Source organism: Runella sp. CRIBMP, assembly GCF_009905605.1.
Taxonomy (GTDB): Bacteria; Bacteroidota; Bacteroidia; order Cytophagales; family Spirosomataceae; genus Runella.
On sequence record NZ_JAAAKZ010000016.1, the window covers coordinates 1 to 17,664 of the forward strand.

At 49.1% G+C, this 17,664-nt stretch carries 3 protein-coding genes; all 3 read right to left on the reverse strand.

All coding sequences use genetic code 11. The features are described from left to right. Positions 1–12,446 (reverse strand): choice-of-anchor D domain-containing protein (locus GVN20_RS24495; RefSeq protein ID WP_166560880.1); only part of this gene is annotated, 12,446 nt, incomplete at its 3' end. Between the two features lie 12 nt (positions 12,447–12,458). Beyond that, on the reverse strand, positions 12,459–12,905 hold the full coding sequence (locus GVN20_RS24500) for a LytTR family DNA-binding domain-containing protein (protein WP_229599178.1): 447 nt from the start codon (positions 12,903–12,905) through the stop codon (positions 12,459–12,461). A gap of 33 nt (positions 12,906–12,938) precedes the next feature. Then, positions 12,939–17,552 (reverse strand): immunoglobulin domain-containing protein, encoded by a 4,614-nt coding sequence (locus GVN20_RS24505; RefSeq protein ID WP_166560881.1) that lies wholly within the window; start codon positions 17,550–17,552, stop codon positions 12,939–12,941. Positions 17,553–17,664 lie beyond the last annotated feature (112 nt).

The window sequence follows — 17,664 nt, forward strand, 5'->3', positions numbered from 1 at the left end:
TTGCTTTGCAAACGGACGCTGAAAGTGTAGTTGGCAGGGGACAACAATGAAAATGTATTGCTCGTCTGCCAGTTCATGCCATCTTTCGAGTATTCCAAAGTGCCCGAACCCGTGGCGTTGACCACCGCCGTACCCGTCGGAACCCCGCAGGTCGGCTGAGTCAATGTCACATCCGTCAGCGTTGGTGCACCAGGTACGACATTGATCGTCTGAGAGGTAGACGTCGCTACGCAGGTAGGATTGCTTTGCAAACGGACGCTGAAAGTGTAGTTGGCAGGGGACAACAATGAAAATGTATTGCTCAATTGCCAGTTCATGCCATCTTTCGAGTATTCCAAAGTGCCCGAGCCCGTGGCGTTGACCACCGCCGTACCCGTCGGAACCCCGCAGGTCGGCTGCGTCAACGTAACCCCTGTCAGCGTTGGTGCACCAGGTACGACATTGACAACTAAACTCAAGGCTTCTGAAATACAACCTGAAGCAGTGTTTTTGGCCGTTACCGAATAGGTATTTGGTGCCAATCCACTGAAAGTACCACTAGATTGATACGTCCCACCTACGCTATATTGGATATTTCCACCAGTTGGAGCAGTTACCACAATCGTTCCCGTTGGCGTAGTACAATCAGGTTGAGCTGTAACCGAAGCCGTCGGTGCCGCAAAAGCAGGACAGACAACGGTAATAACCACATCATTTCCCGTTCCTCCCGTATAAGAAATTGTCGCATTCAAACCGCTTCCTAAGAAATTCGCAAGGGTGGCGCCTTCTGCCAAGCCGTTGAATGTACCTATGATGGCATCACTGCCATCGTTGTTGACAATCGTAAATGTTGCCCCACCTAGCGGAATAAACGCATTGATTGTACTAAGTACCAAATCTAAGCCAGTCAGATTCACACTGCCCGCTACGTTCAATTGGCGATAATCTGTATCTGCCGTGGTACCGTTAATAACAATATTGAGGTCATTCCCTGCGGTAAAGGCAACCGTTCCGGCACTGGCATCAATCCCGGCAGCAGTGGGACTAATCCCTCCGACTGCATTGATATTTAAAATTCCACCGTTGATATTGAGTGATGAAGCATTCAGATTAACTGTGCCGCCAGAAGTTAGATTGAAGGTAGTATTAACGGCGCGGCTGATGGCCGCGCTGACGGTAATTACTCCGCTGTTGGTATTACCTACGTTGATGGTTCCTGCGGTGATTCTGTCTAGTTCAGCATCAGTAAGACTAAGTGGACCGCCGAGGGTATTGCTGGATGCTCCAAGGTCAACGCCCACTCCGTTGGTATAAGGCCGCAGGGTTACGCTGCTCGCTGTATTGGTGCTGATGGCAGAAGTGCCTGACATATCGAGGCTATTGGTAATGAGGGTAATATTTCCACCGTTGGTGAGGGTAGAGATAGATCCTTCTGATTCCATTAATATGCCAGTACCGCTGCCTCCTTCGATTCCTGTCACCTGAATAGTACCGCCCGTAGTACTGCTGAGCGCGTCGGCCACGCCGATAAACACTCCGGCATTGAAAAGCCCCGTAGAACTTCCAGCCGTTCCTTGAACGATAATGGATTTACCGTTTCCTGCCGTAACCGTGCCAACAATTTCTACCCCATAACTGCCAAATTGGGCAGTAGCATCAGCACCGCCAACACCTATCAGCGTGATGTTGCCGTCATTGGTAGTAACAGGGCTTTCAATAATCACCCCATGACTGAACGGTTTGCTAGCTCCTGTGCCCTGTAAATGGATAGTACCCGTTCCACCGGCAGTGATGGGCCCCTCCACATTTATACCTGAATCTCCAGTAGCTGTTCCCGTACCGTTTCCACCCACCCCAACAAGCTGAATATTCCCGTTATTGGTGATAATTTGAGAATTACTGCCTTCTATATTAATTCCGTAATTAAACCCATCAGCGCTGCCCGAACCTGTTCCCTCCATGTATATACTGCCCGTACCACCCGCAGAAATACGACTTGCAAAGTCCAAAAGGATGCCTTCGTTGCTACCGGATTCACTCTCACCTCCTGCTTGCCCAGTCAGGCTGATATTGCCATTGGTAGAAGTAACAGAGCTTGCCGCTAAATAAATGCCGAAGTTATATCCTCCGCTGCCATTACCTCCCGTTCCCTGCACTGTGACGGTGCCGGTACCTCCGGCTGAAATTAAACCTGACGATGCTAAGTACACCCCATAATTATTAAAAGCGTTGCCGTTGCCGCCACCTTGGCCAGTTACGCTCACGTTTCCTCCCGACGAAGTGATTTTGGAGTTAGGGTCGGTTACTAACACGCCATAATTGTTACTGACAATGCCCCCGCCACCCGTTCCTTGGACGGTTAGAGAATTATTTCCTGCCTCAATCAGCCCTCCATTTTGCACCACAATGCCGTATCGGTCAGAATTAGTGGTACCTCCTTTCCCTTTTACAAGTGTAAGGCCACTGCCCGTTACTTTGAGTGTGCCACCATTGACATCAACTCCAACAAAATCCCCTGTCGTTGGCGTTGTCTGCTGATTGGCTTCTACGATAAGGTTGCCGTTTTGGGTAATCAGGCTAGCGCCGGTATTGACCGTCAGGTTTTTGCTCGCTTTCACCGTGGCCGTACCCGTGCCGGAGAGGGTCACGACGGCATTGGAAGCAATCAATACGGCGTCGGTGCCAGGGTTAGCGTCGTCGTTTTGTAGATCTAAGTCCAAGTTAGCATTGGCGGCCAAGGTAAGGTTGCCGTTGAAGTTCACGGCATCGTCGCCCGTACCGCCGTTGATGGTGAGCGATGGGAGATTGCTCGAAAACGCTCCTACGTTGATGATATCGTTACCGACTGCGGTATTGACCGTAATGCTTGTTTTCCCCGCAAGGGCTACGTCGGCGGGGAAGTTGGTGGCGATGCCGCCATTCAAACTAAACTTACGCCCAGTGACGTTGAAGCGAATATTGGTACTGTTTTGACTGATGTCCAATGTCTCTCCATTGCCCGATATGTCGGTGATGATGAGGTTGTTGCTGGTAGTGGTGATGGTATAGTCAGGATTAACAACCGCTACACTAATCACCACGTCATTTCCATCCCCTCCCGTATACGAAATCGTAGCGTTGAGGCCACTACCCAAGAAATTACTGATAGTAGCTCCCTGGGCCAAACCGTTGAAGGTACCCGTAATGGCGTCGCTGCCGTCGTTATCAACAATAGTGAAGGTTTCGCTGCCAGTAGGTGTATAAGAACCTGAAAAAACCAAATTTACGCCCGTAAGATTTACGGCCCCTACTATTTTGAGTTGAGAGTAGGTGCTGCTGGTACCATCCCCCGCCGTTGCGCCATTGATGGCGATGCTTAAATCACCCGCAAAAGAAAGGGTACTTACCGTTACGTCGGTGCCGTTAAAAGTAGGTTTCACTGCTTTGGGAGAGGTGCCCGGGTCGAGCAATAAGGTGCCTCCATTGGTATTAATATTTCCTCCACTAATGACTATATCACCACCACTCACGAACTGTATGTTAGTGACGGACGGGCGAGTGATTCCAATCGAAGACGTAATGTCGCCCGAGGTGGCATCACCGATGACAAGGGTTCCGGTGGTAATTCTGTCAAGTTCAAGATCTGAGAGCATGAGAGGGTCGGAGACCCCATCAAAACCCCCAAAAATACTGATCTCTTTGCCAGCGGTGAAAGGTTTGATGGTCACGCTGCCGGCAGCAGTGGTTCTGATGTCAGGTGCATCTACAATGTAAAAACTGTTGGTAATGATGGAGATATTGCCGCCGTGAACATTGGTTAGAATGCTTGATACGGGAGCCGACATTTGTTTGGACATGTATATACCATAGGTACCCAGGCTTCCGCCACCGAGCTTTCCGGTCAATGTAATATTTCCGCCTTTCGAAGTGACTAAGCCTTCAAGGGCTAATCCATTGTTGGAAATTCCGGTCCCCGCACCGCCTTGACCGGTGATATCGACCGTTCCGGAGCCACCAGCGGACAGTTCACCGTCCGCTAAAAAAATGCCTGCATTTAATGCACTTGCCCCCGAGCCTCCTCCTGTGCCGGTAATCGTTACATTGCCACCCGTATCATTGGAAGTAATTTTGCCTGAAGCCTGCACCGAAATTCCCGAATTGGAATTGCCAGTAGCATTTAATCCACCCTGTCCGACAACAGTAACGTTGCCCCCGGCAGAGGTAATCTCACCGGAGCTTGTCACTCGTACCCCCACATTCCCGCCGCTCGTTCCTGAGCCGCCACCGGTACCAGTTACGTTGACCGGTCCACCCAACGAAAATATACGGGAATTGGCATCGGTTAACCAAACACCATAATTACTGCTGCCGCTGGAGGCTCCACCGGTTCCCACGACCATAACGGCATTGGCCCCTTCACCGCCGAGAATTTTCCCTCCCGCCGCCAGTTTGACTCCCTGTTGGCTTCCTGACGCATCATCTCCGCCTTTGCCTTTCACCGTGAGGGTGCCGTTAATAGACGTTTGGAGTTGGGTATTTGTGCCCGTGATGAGCACTCCGATAAAATTACCAGCGGTAGGTATAGCCTGCTGATTGGCCTCGACAGTGAGATTACCGTTGACCGTAATAAGCGTACTTCCTGTATTGAAAGTGGTGTTTTTGCTTACTTTGACCGTAGCGGTCCCCGTACCTGAAAGTACCAAATTGGTACCAGACGCAAACGTGACGGCATCAGTGCCGGGGGTTGCATCATCATTTTGCAGATCAAGATCCAAGTTGGCGTTGACGGCAAAAGTAATGTCTCCGTTCATAAACACTTGGTCATCGCCAGTACCCCCATTGATTGTGAGCGATGGTAGATTGCTCGAAAACGCTCCTACGTTGATGATATCGTTACCGACTGCAGTATTGACCGTAATGCTTGTTTTGCCCGCAAGGGCTACCTCGGCGGGCGTAGTGAAGACCGTGGTAGGCCCTCCGTCGATGCTGTACGTTTTACCCGCGACGTTGAATCGAATGTTACCGCTGCTTTCACTGACGGCAAGGGTTTCACCCGTGCCGGTCACATCGGTAATGACTACGTTGCCGCCCGTGGTGGTGATGGTGTAGTCTGCTGATTGCACATTCAGCGTGATGGGAACCACGGTGGCGGTCGTGCATACATCCGAAGCAACGACCGTGATGGTGTAAATGCCAACCGGAATAGTGTTAGGAACAGACACTGCACCAGTTAAATTATTCACCGTAATGGTGGCCGGAGATGGGGAAGGAGAAACACTCTGCAGGCCAATATTAACCTCGCCATTATCAACCGGGCCAGTAGCCGGAAGAATAGTGCCGCCTACTCCCGGGCTAAAGAAAGCATTGTTGTAGGTCAACGTTGGTGCCGTATTTGCCGTCACATTGACCGTAAAGTTGGCCGTGGCCGTACCGCCGTTGGCATCGGTCACCGTCAGCACCACCGTTTTACTGCCAATTCCAGCGAAGCAATTAGCCGCTACGGTGGCGGTGACAGTACCAGAAACATTAGTGATGTTCGTAATAGTAATACCCTGCGGTAAAGTGGTGACCGTAACGGTCAGACTTCCGGCGGGAGTTTCCGCGTCGTTGACCGTGGCGATGGTAGCGCTTGAACCAGGACTACCCTCTTGACGGGTAACGGCGGCGGCTATAATGGTGGGGTTGGTATTATTGATCGCAATGACTACATCATTGCCCGAGCCACCAGTATAAGAAATCGTTGCGTTTCGGCCACTTCCCCTGAAATTGCTGAGGGTGGCTCCCTCCGCCAGACCAGTAAATGTTCCCGTAATGACATCGGAGCCATCATTGTCTACGATGGTGAACGTATTGCCCGCCACTGGTACATAAGTGCCTTCAAAAAGCAAATTTACGCCCGTCAAGTTCACCGAGCCTATCACTTTGAGTTGTGAATGGGTACCGCCAGTACCATCACCTGCCGTTGCTCCATTGATGGCAATTTGTAAATCGCTGGCAAAAGAAAGGGTACTTGCCGTGACGTCGGTGCCGTTAAAAGTAGGTTTCACGGCTTTGGGAGAGGTGCCAGGGTCGAGCAATAAAGTCCCACCGCCCGTATTGAATCCGCCGCCGCTGATGAGGACATCGCCACCGCTGACGAGCTGTACATTGGTGCTGGCGGGGCGGGTAATATCTGCTAAAACCGTGAGATCACCGCTGTTGCTATTGCCAAAGATGAGGGTTCCTGTGGTGACCTGATCCAACTCTGTATCGCTGAGACCAAGCGGCCCACTGATGGTATTTGAACTCGTACCCAAGTTGATTGGCACGTTGTTGGTGTACGGGCGCAAGGTGGTGTTGCCAAGCAATTGGGTGCTGACAGTGCCACCCAAATCCATGCTGTTGGAGATGAGGGTGATGTTACCACCATTCGTCGCAGTGGTGAGCGCAGCCGGAAGTGTATGACTGATGCCAATGCTGCCTGACCCGCTGCCTTCGATGCCTGTTACGGTTATATTGCCCCCACTTGAAGTGATTTGAGCGCCGGAACTTGCTGTTTTAACCCCAAAATTGCTGCCACCGGTAGTTCCGCCCCCCTGTCCGCTTACCGTTACTGTACTGGTGCCACCGGCGGTAATGGTGCCACCCAATTCCATCCAAATACCGTAATTATTGTTACCGGAGCCGGTTCCACCACCCACTCCGGTTACACTCACATTTCCACCAGAGGATGTAATAAAAGTATTTGCCGAACCTGCTACATAAACCCCTGCGTTAAAGTTACCCGTGCCTGCACCGCCCGTACCACTCACAGTCACAGTGCCGCTGCCCCCCGCAGTGATGGTGCCATTTGTGGTTACGGCTACACCCCGGCTGGTAGAACTGGCGCCCGTACTTCCTCCGAGGCCCACAACCGAGACATTCCCCCCCAAAGAGGTGATGCGTGCATTGGTACCTGTGACATATACACCAATGTTGCCATTGGCTGATCCAGCACCCGCTGAGCCTTCTATGGTGGCCGTGGCGTTAGTACCACCACTGATTAATCCTCCATTTTGTACCAAAATACCAAATTGGTTGATTACCGAGTCGTTGCCACTTTTACCTTTGACCGTCAGGGTTCCTGTGCCATTGACCCTTACCGTAGCACCACTGACTGCTATTCCGATGAAGTTGCCCGTAGTGGCCGTGGCCTGTTGATTGGCTTCTAGGGTTAGGTTGCCGTTGGTCGTTTCGAGTGAAGCTGTGCCATTGCTAAAGTTAATGTTGCGGCTCACTTTTATTACAGCGGCACCAGTGCCAGAGAGCACCAGATTGGCATTATTGGTAAAGGAAACCTGATCGGTGCCAGGGGTGGCATCATCGTTTTGCATGTCCACATCCAGGTTGGCATTAGCAGCGAAGGTGATGTCGCCATTGAAATTCACCTGGTCATCGCCCGTGCCGCCGTTGATGGTCAGGCCGGGTAGGTTGGCGCTAAACGCTGCCACATTGATGATGTCATTGCCATTGCCTCCATTGATGGTAATGCCAGTTTTGCCGGCAAGGGCAATATCGGCAGGCGTGGTAAAGGCCGTGGTAGTGCCCCCGTCGATGCTGTAGGTTTTACCCGTTACGTTAAAACGAATATTACTTCCACTTTCACTGATGTCCAGCGTTTCGCCTGTGCCGGTCACGTCGGTGATGACTACATTGTTGCCCGTGGTGGTGATGGTGTAGTCGGCAGGTGCAGCACCCGTCCCCTGAATACTGAAATTGTAAGGGTTTTCATCGCTGTCATTATTGGCAATGCTCACGGTAGCCGTTCTTAAACCACTTGCCGACGGATCAAAGGTGATTTGGAAAGTGGTGGTGCCATTGGTGGCTGCCACGGGCGTGGTTGGTAGTTGAGTCACCGTAAAATCTCCCGCATTTGTGCCACCAATACTCACCAAGGGACTACCCGAAAGATTCAATGTCCCGGAACCCGTGTTTTCAATGGTGAAAGTACGAACAACCGTGCCCGAAGCAACCAACTGCGCACCAAAATCTGTATTGTCGGCCGTCCTTGGGGAACTGTCATTGTCATTGATGCTGACACCGTTGCCTTTGACGTTCATTTCGGGAAAGGTGTTATTGTACGTAAACGGCACTACATAAAAGCAAGCCCCGCCACTCGGCGTGATTTTGGCGTAAAGCGTTTGCAAACCAGCCGGCAGCGAAACATCCGGCACGAAAGTAATTGGTGCTGTAAATGTACCTGCTGAAGCAGTTGCTGTGGAATTGGTAAAAATACCATTGACGGTGCTGCTGCCGGTACCATTGTATGTACCACCATAAGTAAAAATTGGGGTTGGGGTATTATTGACTACGATTGAAGCATTACCCGAATTGGTTAAAATTGACGAAACATTCAAAGCCCCGTATTTCAGAACAGCATTGTTGGTAAAAGTACCTCCTGACGGACTATGCAACGTGCCGCCTATTAATATGAAACCATTATTTATAGTAGTGGCCAAAAGTCCATTGAAATAGTCCGCCGTAAGCTTAATCGTACCGCAGGCATTGTTATTGATTTGTGCTCCGCTATTGGCTTCTATTTGGCCGGTTGCCTCTATTAAACCGGAATTACTCACTGAGCCGTTGTATTGAATAGCCGAGTTAGTTCCTGAGATTGAAATGGTTGCACCGGAATCATTAATGAATGGCCCTTCACCTCTAATTCCGCCACGGGCCGCTATTGAAATCAATCCACCTGTATAATTATGAACTGTACTGCCATTGCCTACCTCTAATCCTGTATTTTGCGAAGATGTTAAATTTACAGTGCCATAATTGTCAAAGGTTGTATTGCTGCCTAAACCCAAAGCGTAGGTACTAACAAAGTTTGGATTGCTATTGGTTGCATTTATAGTACCCCTGTTGGTTAAAAGTCCATTATTGCTCAAAGTCAATGCCCCTTCCGTAGATGAAACCGTAAGGCTGGCACCGTTATTGACGGTGAGGCTCGCTCCCGAGCCGGTTATTTGTAAATGCTTCGCCACCATAGACCCCGATAATATAATTGGGTCGTTGGTCGCAGCAGGAATGGTTACTGCATTGGTAGCACTTGGCACACCATTCGGCGACCAGTTACAAGGGTTCGCCCAGTCGGTACTTACTGAGCCTGTCCAAGTCATGGTTTCGGTGGAGGTGGCTACTTGGCTACAGCCGTTTTGGTACGTGAACGGCACAACATAATTACAAGCTCCACCGCTAGGCGTGATTTTAGCGTACAGCGTTTGTGACCCTGCCGGTAACGCTCCCGAAGGATTAAATGTATTGGTAGCTTGGGTATAAGTACCCGCAGAGGTAGTAGCAGCCTCATTCGTAAAAATGCCATTTACGGTGCCCGTATAAGTGCCGGTATAAGTAAAAACATTCGTGTTGGCTGGGTTATTATTTACCCGCACCGAACCCCCACTGGAGGTGATTGGATTGTTAGGGAGCGTGCCTCCAACAAATACCACGCCCCCGCTTTGATTCGTAAACGGTCCTACTATCGCCAAATTTCCCGATGTTCTGAAAAGCCCCGCATTGTTAAAAATAGAGGCCCCAATGGAATTCAGCAACATCTGCCCTGCATAATTGACAAAAGTAGCACACGCGTAGTTGTTGAAGGTAGCGCTAGGACCATTGACGCCATTATTGCCGATTTGAATAGGGGTTGAATTAGTAGAATTGATCACAACTGCCCCGTAGTTATGGAAAATGTTGTCGTCGAAACCCATCTCAAATGTACTATTGACACCACCGCCGCCACTTTGTTCAAAAATGAGTAAGCCATTGTTGGTTACAGTGGCATACTGCACCATATTAAACTTAGTCGCCGTAGATTCTGTACTGCCCATACGCAGTTCGGAACCTTGACTGATAGTCAGCGAAGCTTTATTGCCGAAACCGCCATTGAGGCTGATTGATTTGGCCGCGGCATTTGTCCCAGAAGGAATGACGACGGGTACGGCATTAGAAATCACCACGGGATTGGTTTGAGTGGGCACACCATTGGGCGTCCAGTTGCAGGGGTTTGTCCAGTCATTGCTGACAGAGCCATTCCAAGACATTGATTGAGTAGTGGTGGCTACTTGGGAGCACGTAGTTGACCCCGTTCCCTGTATAGAAAACGTATAGGGATTTTCATCAGTGTCATCATTGGCAATGCTTACGGTGGCGGTTCGCAGTCCACCGGCTGAAGGGTCAAAGGTGATTTGGAAAGTGGTGAAGCCGTTGGTGGCCGCCACGGGTGTGGTTGGTAGTTGAGTCACAATAAAATCTCCCGCATTGATGCCGCTCATACTCACCAAAGGGCTACCCGACAGCGTTAACGCCCCCGTACCCGTATTTTCAATCGTAAAAGTTCTTACAACCGTTCCCGAAGCCACCGACTGTGTACCAAAATCGGTGTGGTCGGTGGTGGTGGGGCTGGTATCACCGTCAACAATGTTGACACCATTGCCTTTGAGGTTCATTTCGGGGATTACAATCGTTACCGAAACAGTGGCCGTCACCGCATTGCAACTCCCTGAAGCTGCCACGAGATAAGTAACTGTATAGGTACCCGGCGTACTCAAACTTGGGGTGATCAGACCGGTATCTCCGTTCAGATTCAATCCCGCCGGACTTGACGTAAATGTGCCCGTAGGTGTACCGGTACGATTGACACTGACTGTACTGCCGTTTGTTGAAAATGGAGAACCTGAATAGGATATACCAGCAGTAGGTATCTGACAGCAGCTAAGGCTCGCCGACGAAACTGTGTTTGCGGTGGTGCTATACGGGGTAAAGTCAAAATCACCGGTCGAATAAACAACCCCACTGATAGCTACCGTTTCTTTTCGCAGAGCAACCCCAGTCCCACTCGGATTCGTTGTGTACATCGGTCCATTTGCTGCTCCCCAATAGTTATTTTCAAAATTATAAAAAGTCAGGTTATCAGCCGTACCGTAAGGACCGTTTGGCGATATTCCGGCTTTGTGCGTAACCCCAAAGCTGCCGCTCGTCAGGTTATAAAAATTATTATAGTTTACATAAGTTGGGTTAGCGGCAGACGCGCTTTCCCACCCTGCAATATCTATGGCTAAGCCATTGAAAGAAGTCGATACATCATTATACGTGATATTTTTACCTTTGACATTACTCGAAAGCACCGTAATAGCCCCACTGCCCAAACTTTGTCCGGTATTGGCGTTGGTGATGGTATTGTGCGTAATGTAGGCATTGGTCGGATAGTAACCCGGCGTTCCGGAGGAGAAACCAATTTGAATCCCCGCATCTACGGTACGGTTAATTCTGTTGCCTGAGATAGTTACGGCACCATCCAAATTTGGAAAACTACTCATGGATTGATAGCCACCGTAGCCATCACACAAAATACCCGCCCATTTGGTATTATCAATAATATTATTCGAAATCAAAAAACTATTCCCGGCTTCACCTAACCAAATGGCAGTGACCGGAGAAGGAGTCGGGCAGTCACCCATTGCATTATAAAAACCGATATTTTCAAAATAGTTACCCGTAATATCCCAGGCACCTCTGTTAATGGGGACGCCCGTGGGGCCACCGGTATCCGTTTTTATACCATGTCCTCTTGTATTGGAAATTTTATTGTTTCTTATTTTTAGATTCCCCGACTGAGAATAGGGACTTCCCGTAGCAAAATTGGTGTCCCAAAAACCATTTACCCGCACACTGTCAAGATGTAAGCCCTGAATCAATGTGTTTGAGGCATTATCGGTAAATATTCCATACCCAACCAAACGGGCATCGGAAGTACAGTGATTTCCTGTTTCCGAGGTTAAGGTAATCCCTTTGTTTTCGATGGTCAGATACAGATTAAACTGCTGGCCTGTTCCTGAGAATACACAGCTATTGGATGTAGCTTCGTTGGGGTTTCGGTATAAACCGTTTGTTATATACACAATATCATCCGTTACGGCGGCATTGATGGCACTCTGTATATCGGTGTAGGTGTTAGCAAAAACAGGATAGGTTACGCCATCTAAAGTAACGGTTGATGGGCGGCTTGCTCCCTGATTATTTACCCATCGAACCTGTGTGACAGATTGCCCTATTCCCGAAATACTGAAAGTATAAGCACCCTCGCTGCTATCGTTATTATTGACAGTCACTGTTGCCGTTCGTGTACCAGTAGCAGAGGGGTCAAACCTTATAGAAAATGTAGTACTTCCCCCCGCAGGGATACTCAGAGAGGGGCTTGTAGTAACTGTAAAATCACCTGAATTTGTACCTGTAACAGCAGGATTTCCAGTCAAGGTTAAAGTAGTGGTACCGATGTTTTCTATTGTAAAAGTTTGCGTTACAGTTGCTCCAGAAGTATACTGTCGGTTAAATGACGTATTATCGTCCGTCGAAGGGCTTGTATCTCCGCTCAAAATAGTCACATTTCGACCTTTTATGTTTATTTCTGGTTGAGCAAAGAGGGAATGGCTCAGCATCAAAGCCATAAAGAGATAAAAGAGTTTTTTCATTGGTAGAAAAGTTTAAACGTTGGTAGAAAAGTTGGGGATGGTGGGAGAAAGCGATTTTTGTGAGAAATTCCCCGATTGACTAATTATCCTTTTTTTGAGCCCCACGTGGCGCCGTCGCGCCACTTCTATTATCCTACCGTTGGGCAAGCGCAGCTCCCGATTGGGGTTCAGGCGGCACTGGCCGAGGTGATAACCGTTGATTAAATGGGATTTATGTACCCTGATAAAACCGTAGTCTTCCAGCAGTGAGGCATAGCTACTCAGCGACAACGACGTCAGGACCTGCTCGCCGTCGTCTAGGTAAAACAGCGTATAATTCAACTGTGCACTCAGGTACACAATCCGGCACGGGTCGATGGCCCGCTCGCCTTCTTTGGTTTGAAAGCGCGGCAAATACACCGCACTTTCAATGGTTGGAATAAATGATTGTACACTCATGATCTTTACTATTGCGGTCATTCTCAAATAAAGGGGGGGTATGAAACCTCAAGACTAATTACAGCCTCCTATTTGGGAGAGAAAGATTACCCCGTTGTCTGCCACAAAACCTGGGCTAAGCATGATGGCATTGCCCGCCTGATAAATTACGCTGGCGGGTGCCGTTAGTTTGTTGGTGGCCGTGATGGTTTGCGCGGCCTGTTTGGTGCCTGCGTTGGTGTTGATGTCGTCGGTAGGGCTCACCAGCGTCAGGGTGGCTGGAATTACAGACAGCGTTGCCACGTTTGAGTTCGTACTGCCTCCTGCTCCCGTAGCCACACAGCGGTATTGGTTGCCATTAAGCCCAGTTACGTTGCTGATGTTGAGGGTTGTGGTTGTGACGTTGGTGTAAATTCCCGATGCAGCAACGTTTGCCCAATTATTGCCTCCGTTGGTACTTATTTGCCACTGATACGAGGAGGCATTGGCAGCGGCTACGGTAAACGAAGTTGCTACTCCAGCACATTTGTTTGCGCTACTCGGGTGAACGCTGAAAACTGGGGCAGGGATGGTCACTACATACGTAAATGGAACTACGTAAAAACAGGAACCGCCACTCGGGGTAACTTTGGCGTAGAGGGTTTGTGAGCCCCCCGGCAACGCTCCCGAGGGCGTAAAGGTATTGGGAGAGGTAAACATCCCAGCCGAAGCGGTAGCATTGGGGTCGGTAAAAATGCCGTCAATGATGCCGTTGTACGTACCACCATAGCTAAAAATGGTGGTGTTGGTGGGGTTGTTATTGACAATCAACGAAGGATTGGTTGCGTTGATAATGGTGCCAGAAAAAGACCCTTTTATCAAAACACCGTTGTTGGTAAAGGTACCACTCGCCGATACGTTACCTCCCACAAAGGCATACCCCAAGTTGGTAAAATTTGCTCCTACGTCATTGTTTAACGCATTCAATACGTTTAATCTGCCGCAACTTTGATTGTTAAACGTGACGGAATTTCTCAGGCCAGTAGGTGAAGAGGTCAAGGTGATGAGCCCAGCATTGTTTACGGTGCCGCTCCTGTTGTAAATTCCTGTGCTTGTATTCGTGATGGAGGTTTCTCCCGTAGCAGTATTGGTAAATGTCGCATCAACCAGCATCCCAGAACTTCCTATAGCGGCTATCGAGCCCAAGGTTATTTTTCCCGCATTGGTAAATGTCCCTGATCTTACAAACAACCCAGAGCCGCTTGATCTGTCGAGCGTAATTTCTCCGCCCAAATTGTTGTTAAAAGTAGCATCATTTAAAAAGCCATTATTAGTCAATGCAGCATTGGCCCCTATGATTATTTTTCCGTAGTTGTTAGTCGTTCCAGCACCATTGGCAAACCCACTATTGGTCGTTCGATCTATTCTTATTTCCCCAGTAGCTTGATTATTAAACGTGCTTGAATTACTCACTCCGCTACTTCCCGTACTTACGTTGAAGCCTACAATGATTTTGGCCACATTGTTAAACGTTCCCGTGTTATTATTTAAACCCGCCGAAGTGGCATTATCTATTCTCAATTCAGCGGCGGCATTGTTGTTAAAGGTGCCCTTATTTAACAAACCGTTGGTTCCTGAGCTGGTCGTAGTACCGATACTGATTATCCCGTTGTTTTCGGTTGTACCGATGTTATGAAACGCCGCTACGATACTTGACACCGTTTTGGAGCCATTTACGGTAATGCTGCCGTTGGCGGCAACAGTCAACAAAGCTCCAGCCTGAACTTCTACCGACTTAGCCAACGCATTTATTGATGCCCCAATGATGGGGTCGTTGGTTGTATTGGGAATGACTACGTCATTGCCTACTGCGGGCACACTGGCTGGCGACCAATTACAGGCCTGACTCCAATCTGTCCCGAAAGTGCCAGTCCAAGTAAGCGTGCCAGTCGGCGTATTTACGCCCGTTATTACCGTCAAAAGGGCGGCATTGGAATTGGCAGAGCCGCCAGTGTTTGTTGCTACGCACCGGTACTGATAGGTGTTTAAGCCTGCCGTATTGCTGATATTCAGTGTGGTAGTAGTCACATTGGTATAGATAGCGTTGGCCGTGATGTTGGTCCAATTGGTACCGTTATCCGTGCTTACTTGCCACTGGTAAGAAGTAGCTTGATTTGCTGAAACCGTAAAAAATGCCGCCTCTGGCGAACATTTTGTGGCATTGGAAGGTTGAGCGGTAAAGGTTGGCAAAACCACATACACAAACGGGACAATGTAAAAACAGGCACCACCGCTGGGTGTGATTTTGGCATAAAGCGTTTGAGAACCGATGGGCAAGCCTGCATCTGGCACAAAAGAATTTAGAGGTGTGAATGTACCCGCCAAATTTGTTGCTGCTGCATCAGTATAAATGCCATTGATGGTACCGTTGTAGGAAGCGCCTCCATATGTAAAAATAGGCGTGGGACTATCTTTAACAATGATTGCCGACGTACTCGTGTTTGAAATATTGGTTGTCCCCGCAACGGTTCCGTATTTCAGTATTCCTGTATTACTAAACGTTGAGGTTGTGTATATTTCGTTGATTACATGGATAAAACCCGCATTAGTGGTAGGTCCAGCATTGGTATAATTCCCCGCATTTACGACTATTTTACCGCAGGCATTGTTGGTCAATGATTTACCACTCGCAACCGTAATCCCTCCAGTGTTTATATTTACAATGCCATTGTTTATGAAAGAATAGAATCCACTTATGGAGCTACAGTTGCTGTTGATAGTGCCATTATTTGTTATCCCGATTCTATTGGTAGATACTCCAATGGAAGTAAACCCATTACCGTTGATGACATTCAACACCCCTCCGCTGTTGTTAGTTACATTAAACGTTCCTCCACCATTTGAAAAAGGAGCTCCATCCGAATTAACAGTGAGCGTTCCGCTGTTGTTTACTGCAGAACCCGTTTGTGAATAAATCCCTCCTGATGCAAAGGGTAAACCTCCAGGGCGTTGAATATCCGTCGTACCGTTGTTGGTAAAGGTGGCAGCAACAAGCCTCATTCCATCGTTAGTGTTGCCCCTCACGTTCAAAACCCCTCCGCTGTTCACCGTTAATACAGCTCCCGTACTTAGGGTGATGTAGCCTGTATTGGCCGTGGTCCCTGAGGCTACCACGGGGTCATTCGCAACGTTATTGATAAGCACTTCATTGTCAACCGTGGGCACACTACCTGGCGACCAGTTGCAGGGCGTATTCCAATCGGTACTGACCGCTCCCGTCCAGGTAATTGTCCCCGTCGAAGGCGGAGTAGTGGCTGGATTGAGGGTGATAGAGGCCGAGTTTGAGTTGGTGGTTCCACCAGCACCCGTGGCCACGCACCGATAGATAGTGCTGCCCAACCCAGTTGAGCTGCTGATATTCAGCGTCACGGTCGTTACATTCGCGTACGTTGCATTATTAGAAAGATTGCTCCAGTTGCTGCCGTTGTTGGTACTGATTTGCCATTGATACGAAACGGCATCGGTAGCAGCCACCGTAAACGAGGTAGGAGACCCGCTGCATACCGCAACGTTGCTCGGCTGGGTAGTAAAAAAAGGAGGTGGCGTATAGTCAAACGTAAAAGGGACGATGTATTGGCAGGCGCCTCCCGAAGGCGTGATTTGGGCATAAAGTGTTTGGGAACCCAGCGGCAGGGTATTATCCCCTACAAAGGTATTAGGGGCTGTAAACGTTCCAGCCGAAGTGGCGGCTGCTGGATCTTTAAAAATCCCATTGATGATTCCGTTGAAAGTGCCGCCGTAGGTAAAAATAGGCGTGGGCGTATCATTCACTCTTACCGAAGCGTTGCCCGAATTGGGGATCGTTCCCGACGCAGACTTCACCACTCCCGTATTGGTTGCTGTGCCATTGTTGGATAATGACCCCGTAACGTGTAAAAAACCTGCGTTGGAGAGGGAACTGCCCGACTGGTTGAAGAAAGCGCCAGTTACTTTGAACTTCCCACATGCCGAATTAGTAAAAACTGCTAAATTATAGAGTTCTATTGAACCAGTAATATCCATTGTTCCTGCATTCGTAATTGAGCCAGGCTGGGCAAAAATCCCCGAATTAGTACCCGTTCCCGCAAAAGTCGCTCCTGCGGCGTTGGTAAAACTCGTACCCGAACCACTCATGCGCATCACGTCACGCCCGTTTGAGGTAATATTTCCGCCCGATTGATTAGTAAACGTACTTCCTGCAATGTTGAGGGCCACATTCTCTCCTCCGTTGAGGGTCAATACCCCACTATTGGTTACCGTTCCGCTGGTGGTCAAAGACATCGCTTCCAGACCAGAAGCAAAAGGGGCAGTGTTGGTAACCGAAAGGGTACCGTTGTTAGTCAGCGTGCCCCTTATTACACTGACCGCATCGCCCCCGTTCGTAGAAACCGTCAATGTTGCGCCGTTGTTGATGGTCAACGAACTACCTACTACATCAATATTGATGGATTTGGCCACGGCATTTCCCGAAGCAATGATGGGGTCCGGACTGGCAAGAGTGATAAACACGTTGTCGGTTGCCGTAGGAACACCAGCCGTTGCACCAGCGGAGGGAGTCCAGTTGGCGGCGTTGTACCAATCAGTACTTACGGAGCCATTCCATGTTTTGATTTGGGCGCAAAGTTGTTGACTCGTGAGCAAAGTCACGACGAAGTAAAAGAGTTTTTTCATTTAGTAGAAAGAAAATGCTAAGGGTGATATAGGATCATTAACTTCGGGAAAAAACTGAAAAGCGGGGTTTGAGATTAGGCCATAATATCGCCCCCCGACTTTCCCTCTTTCT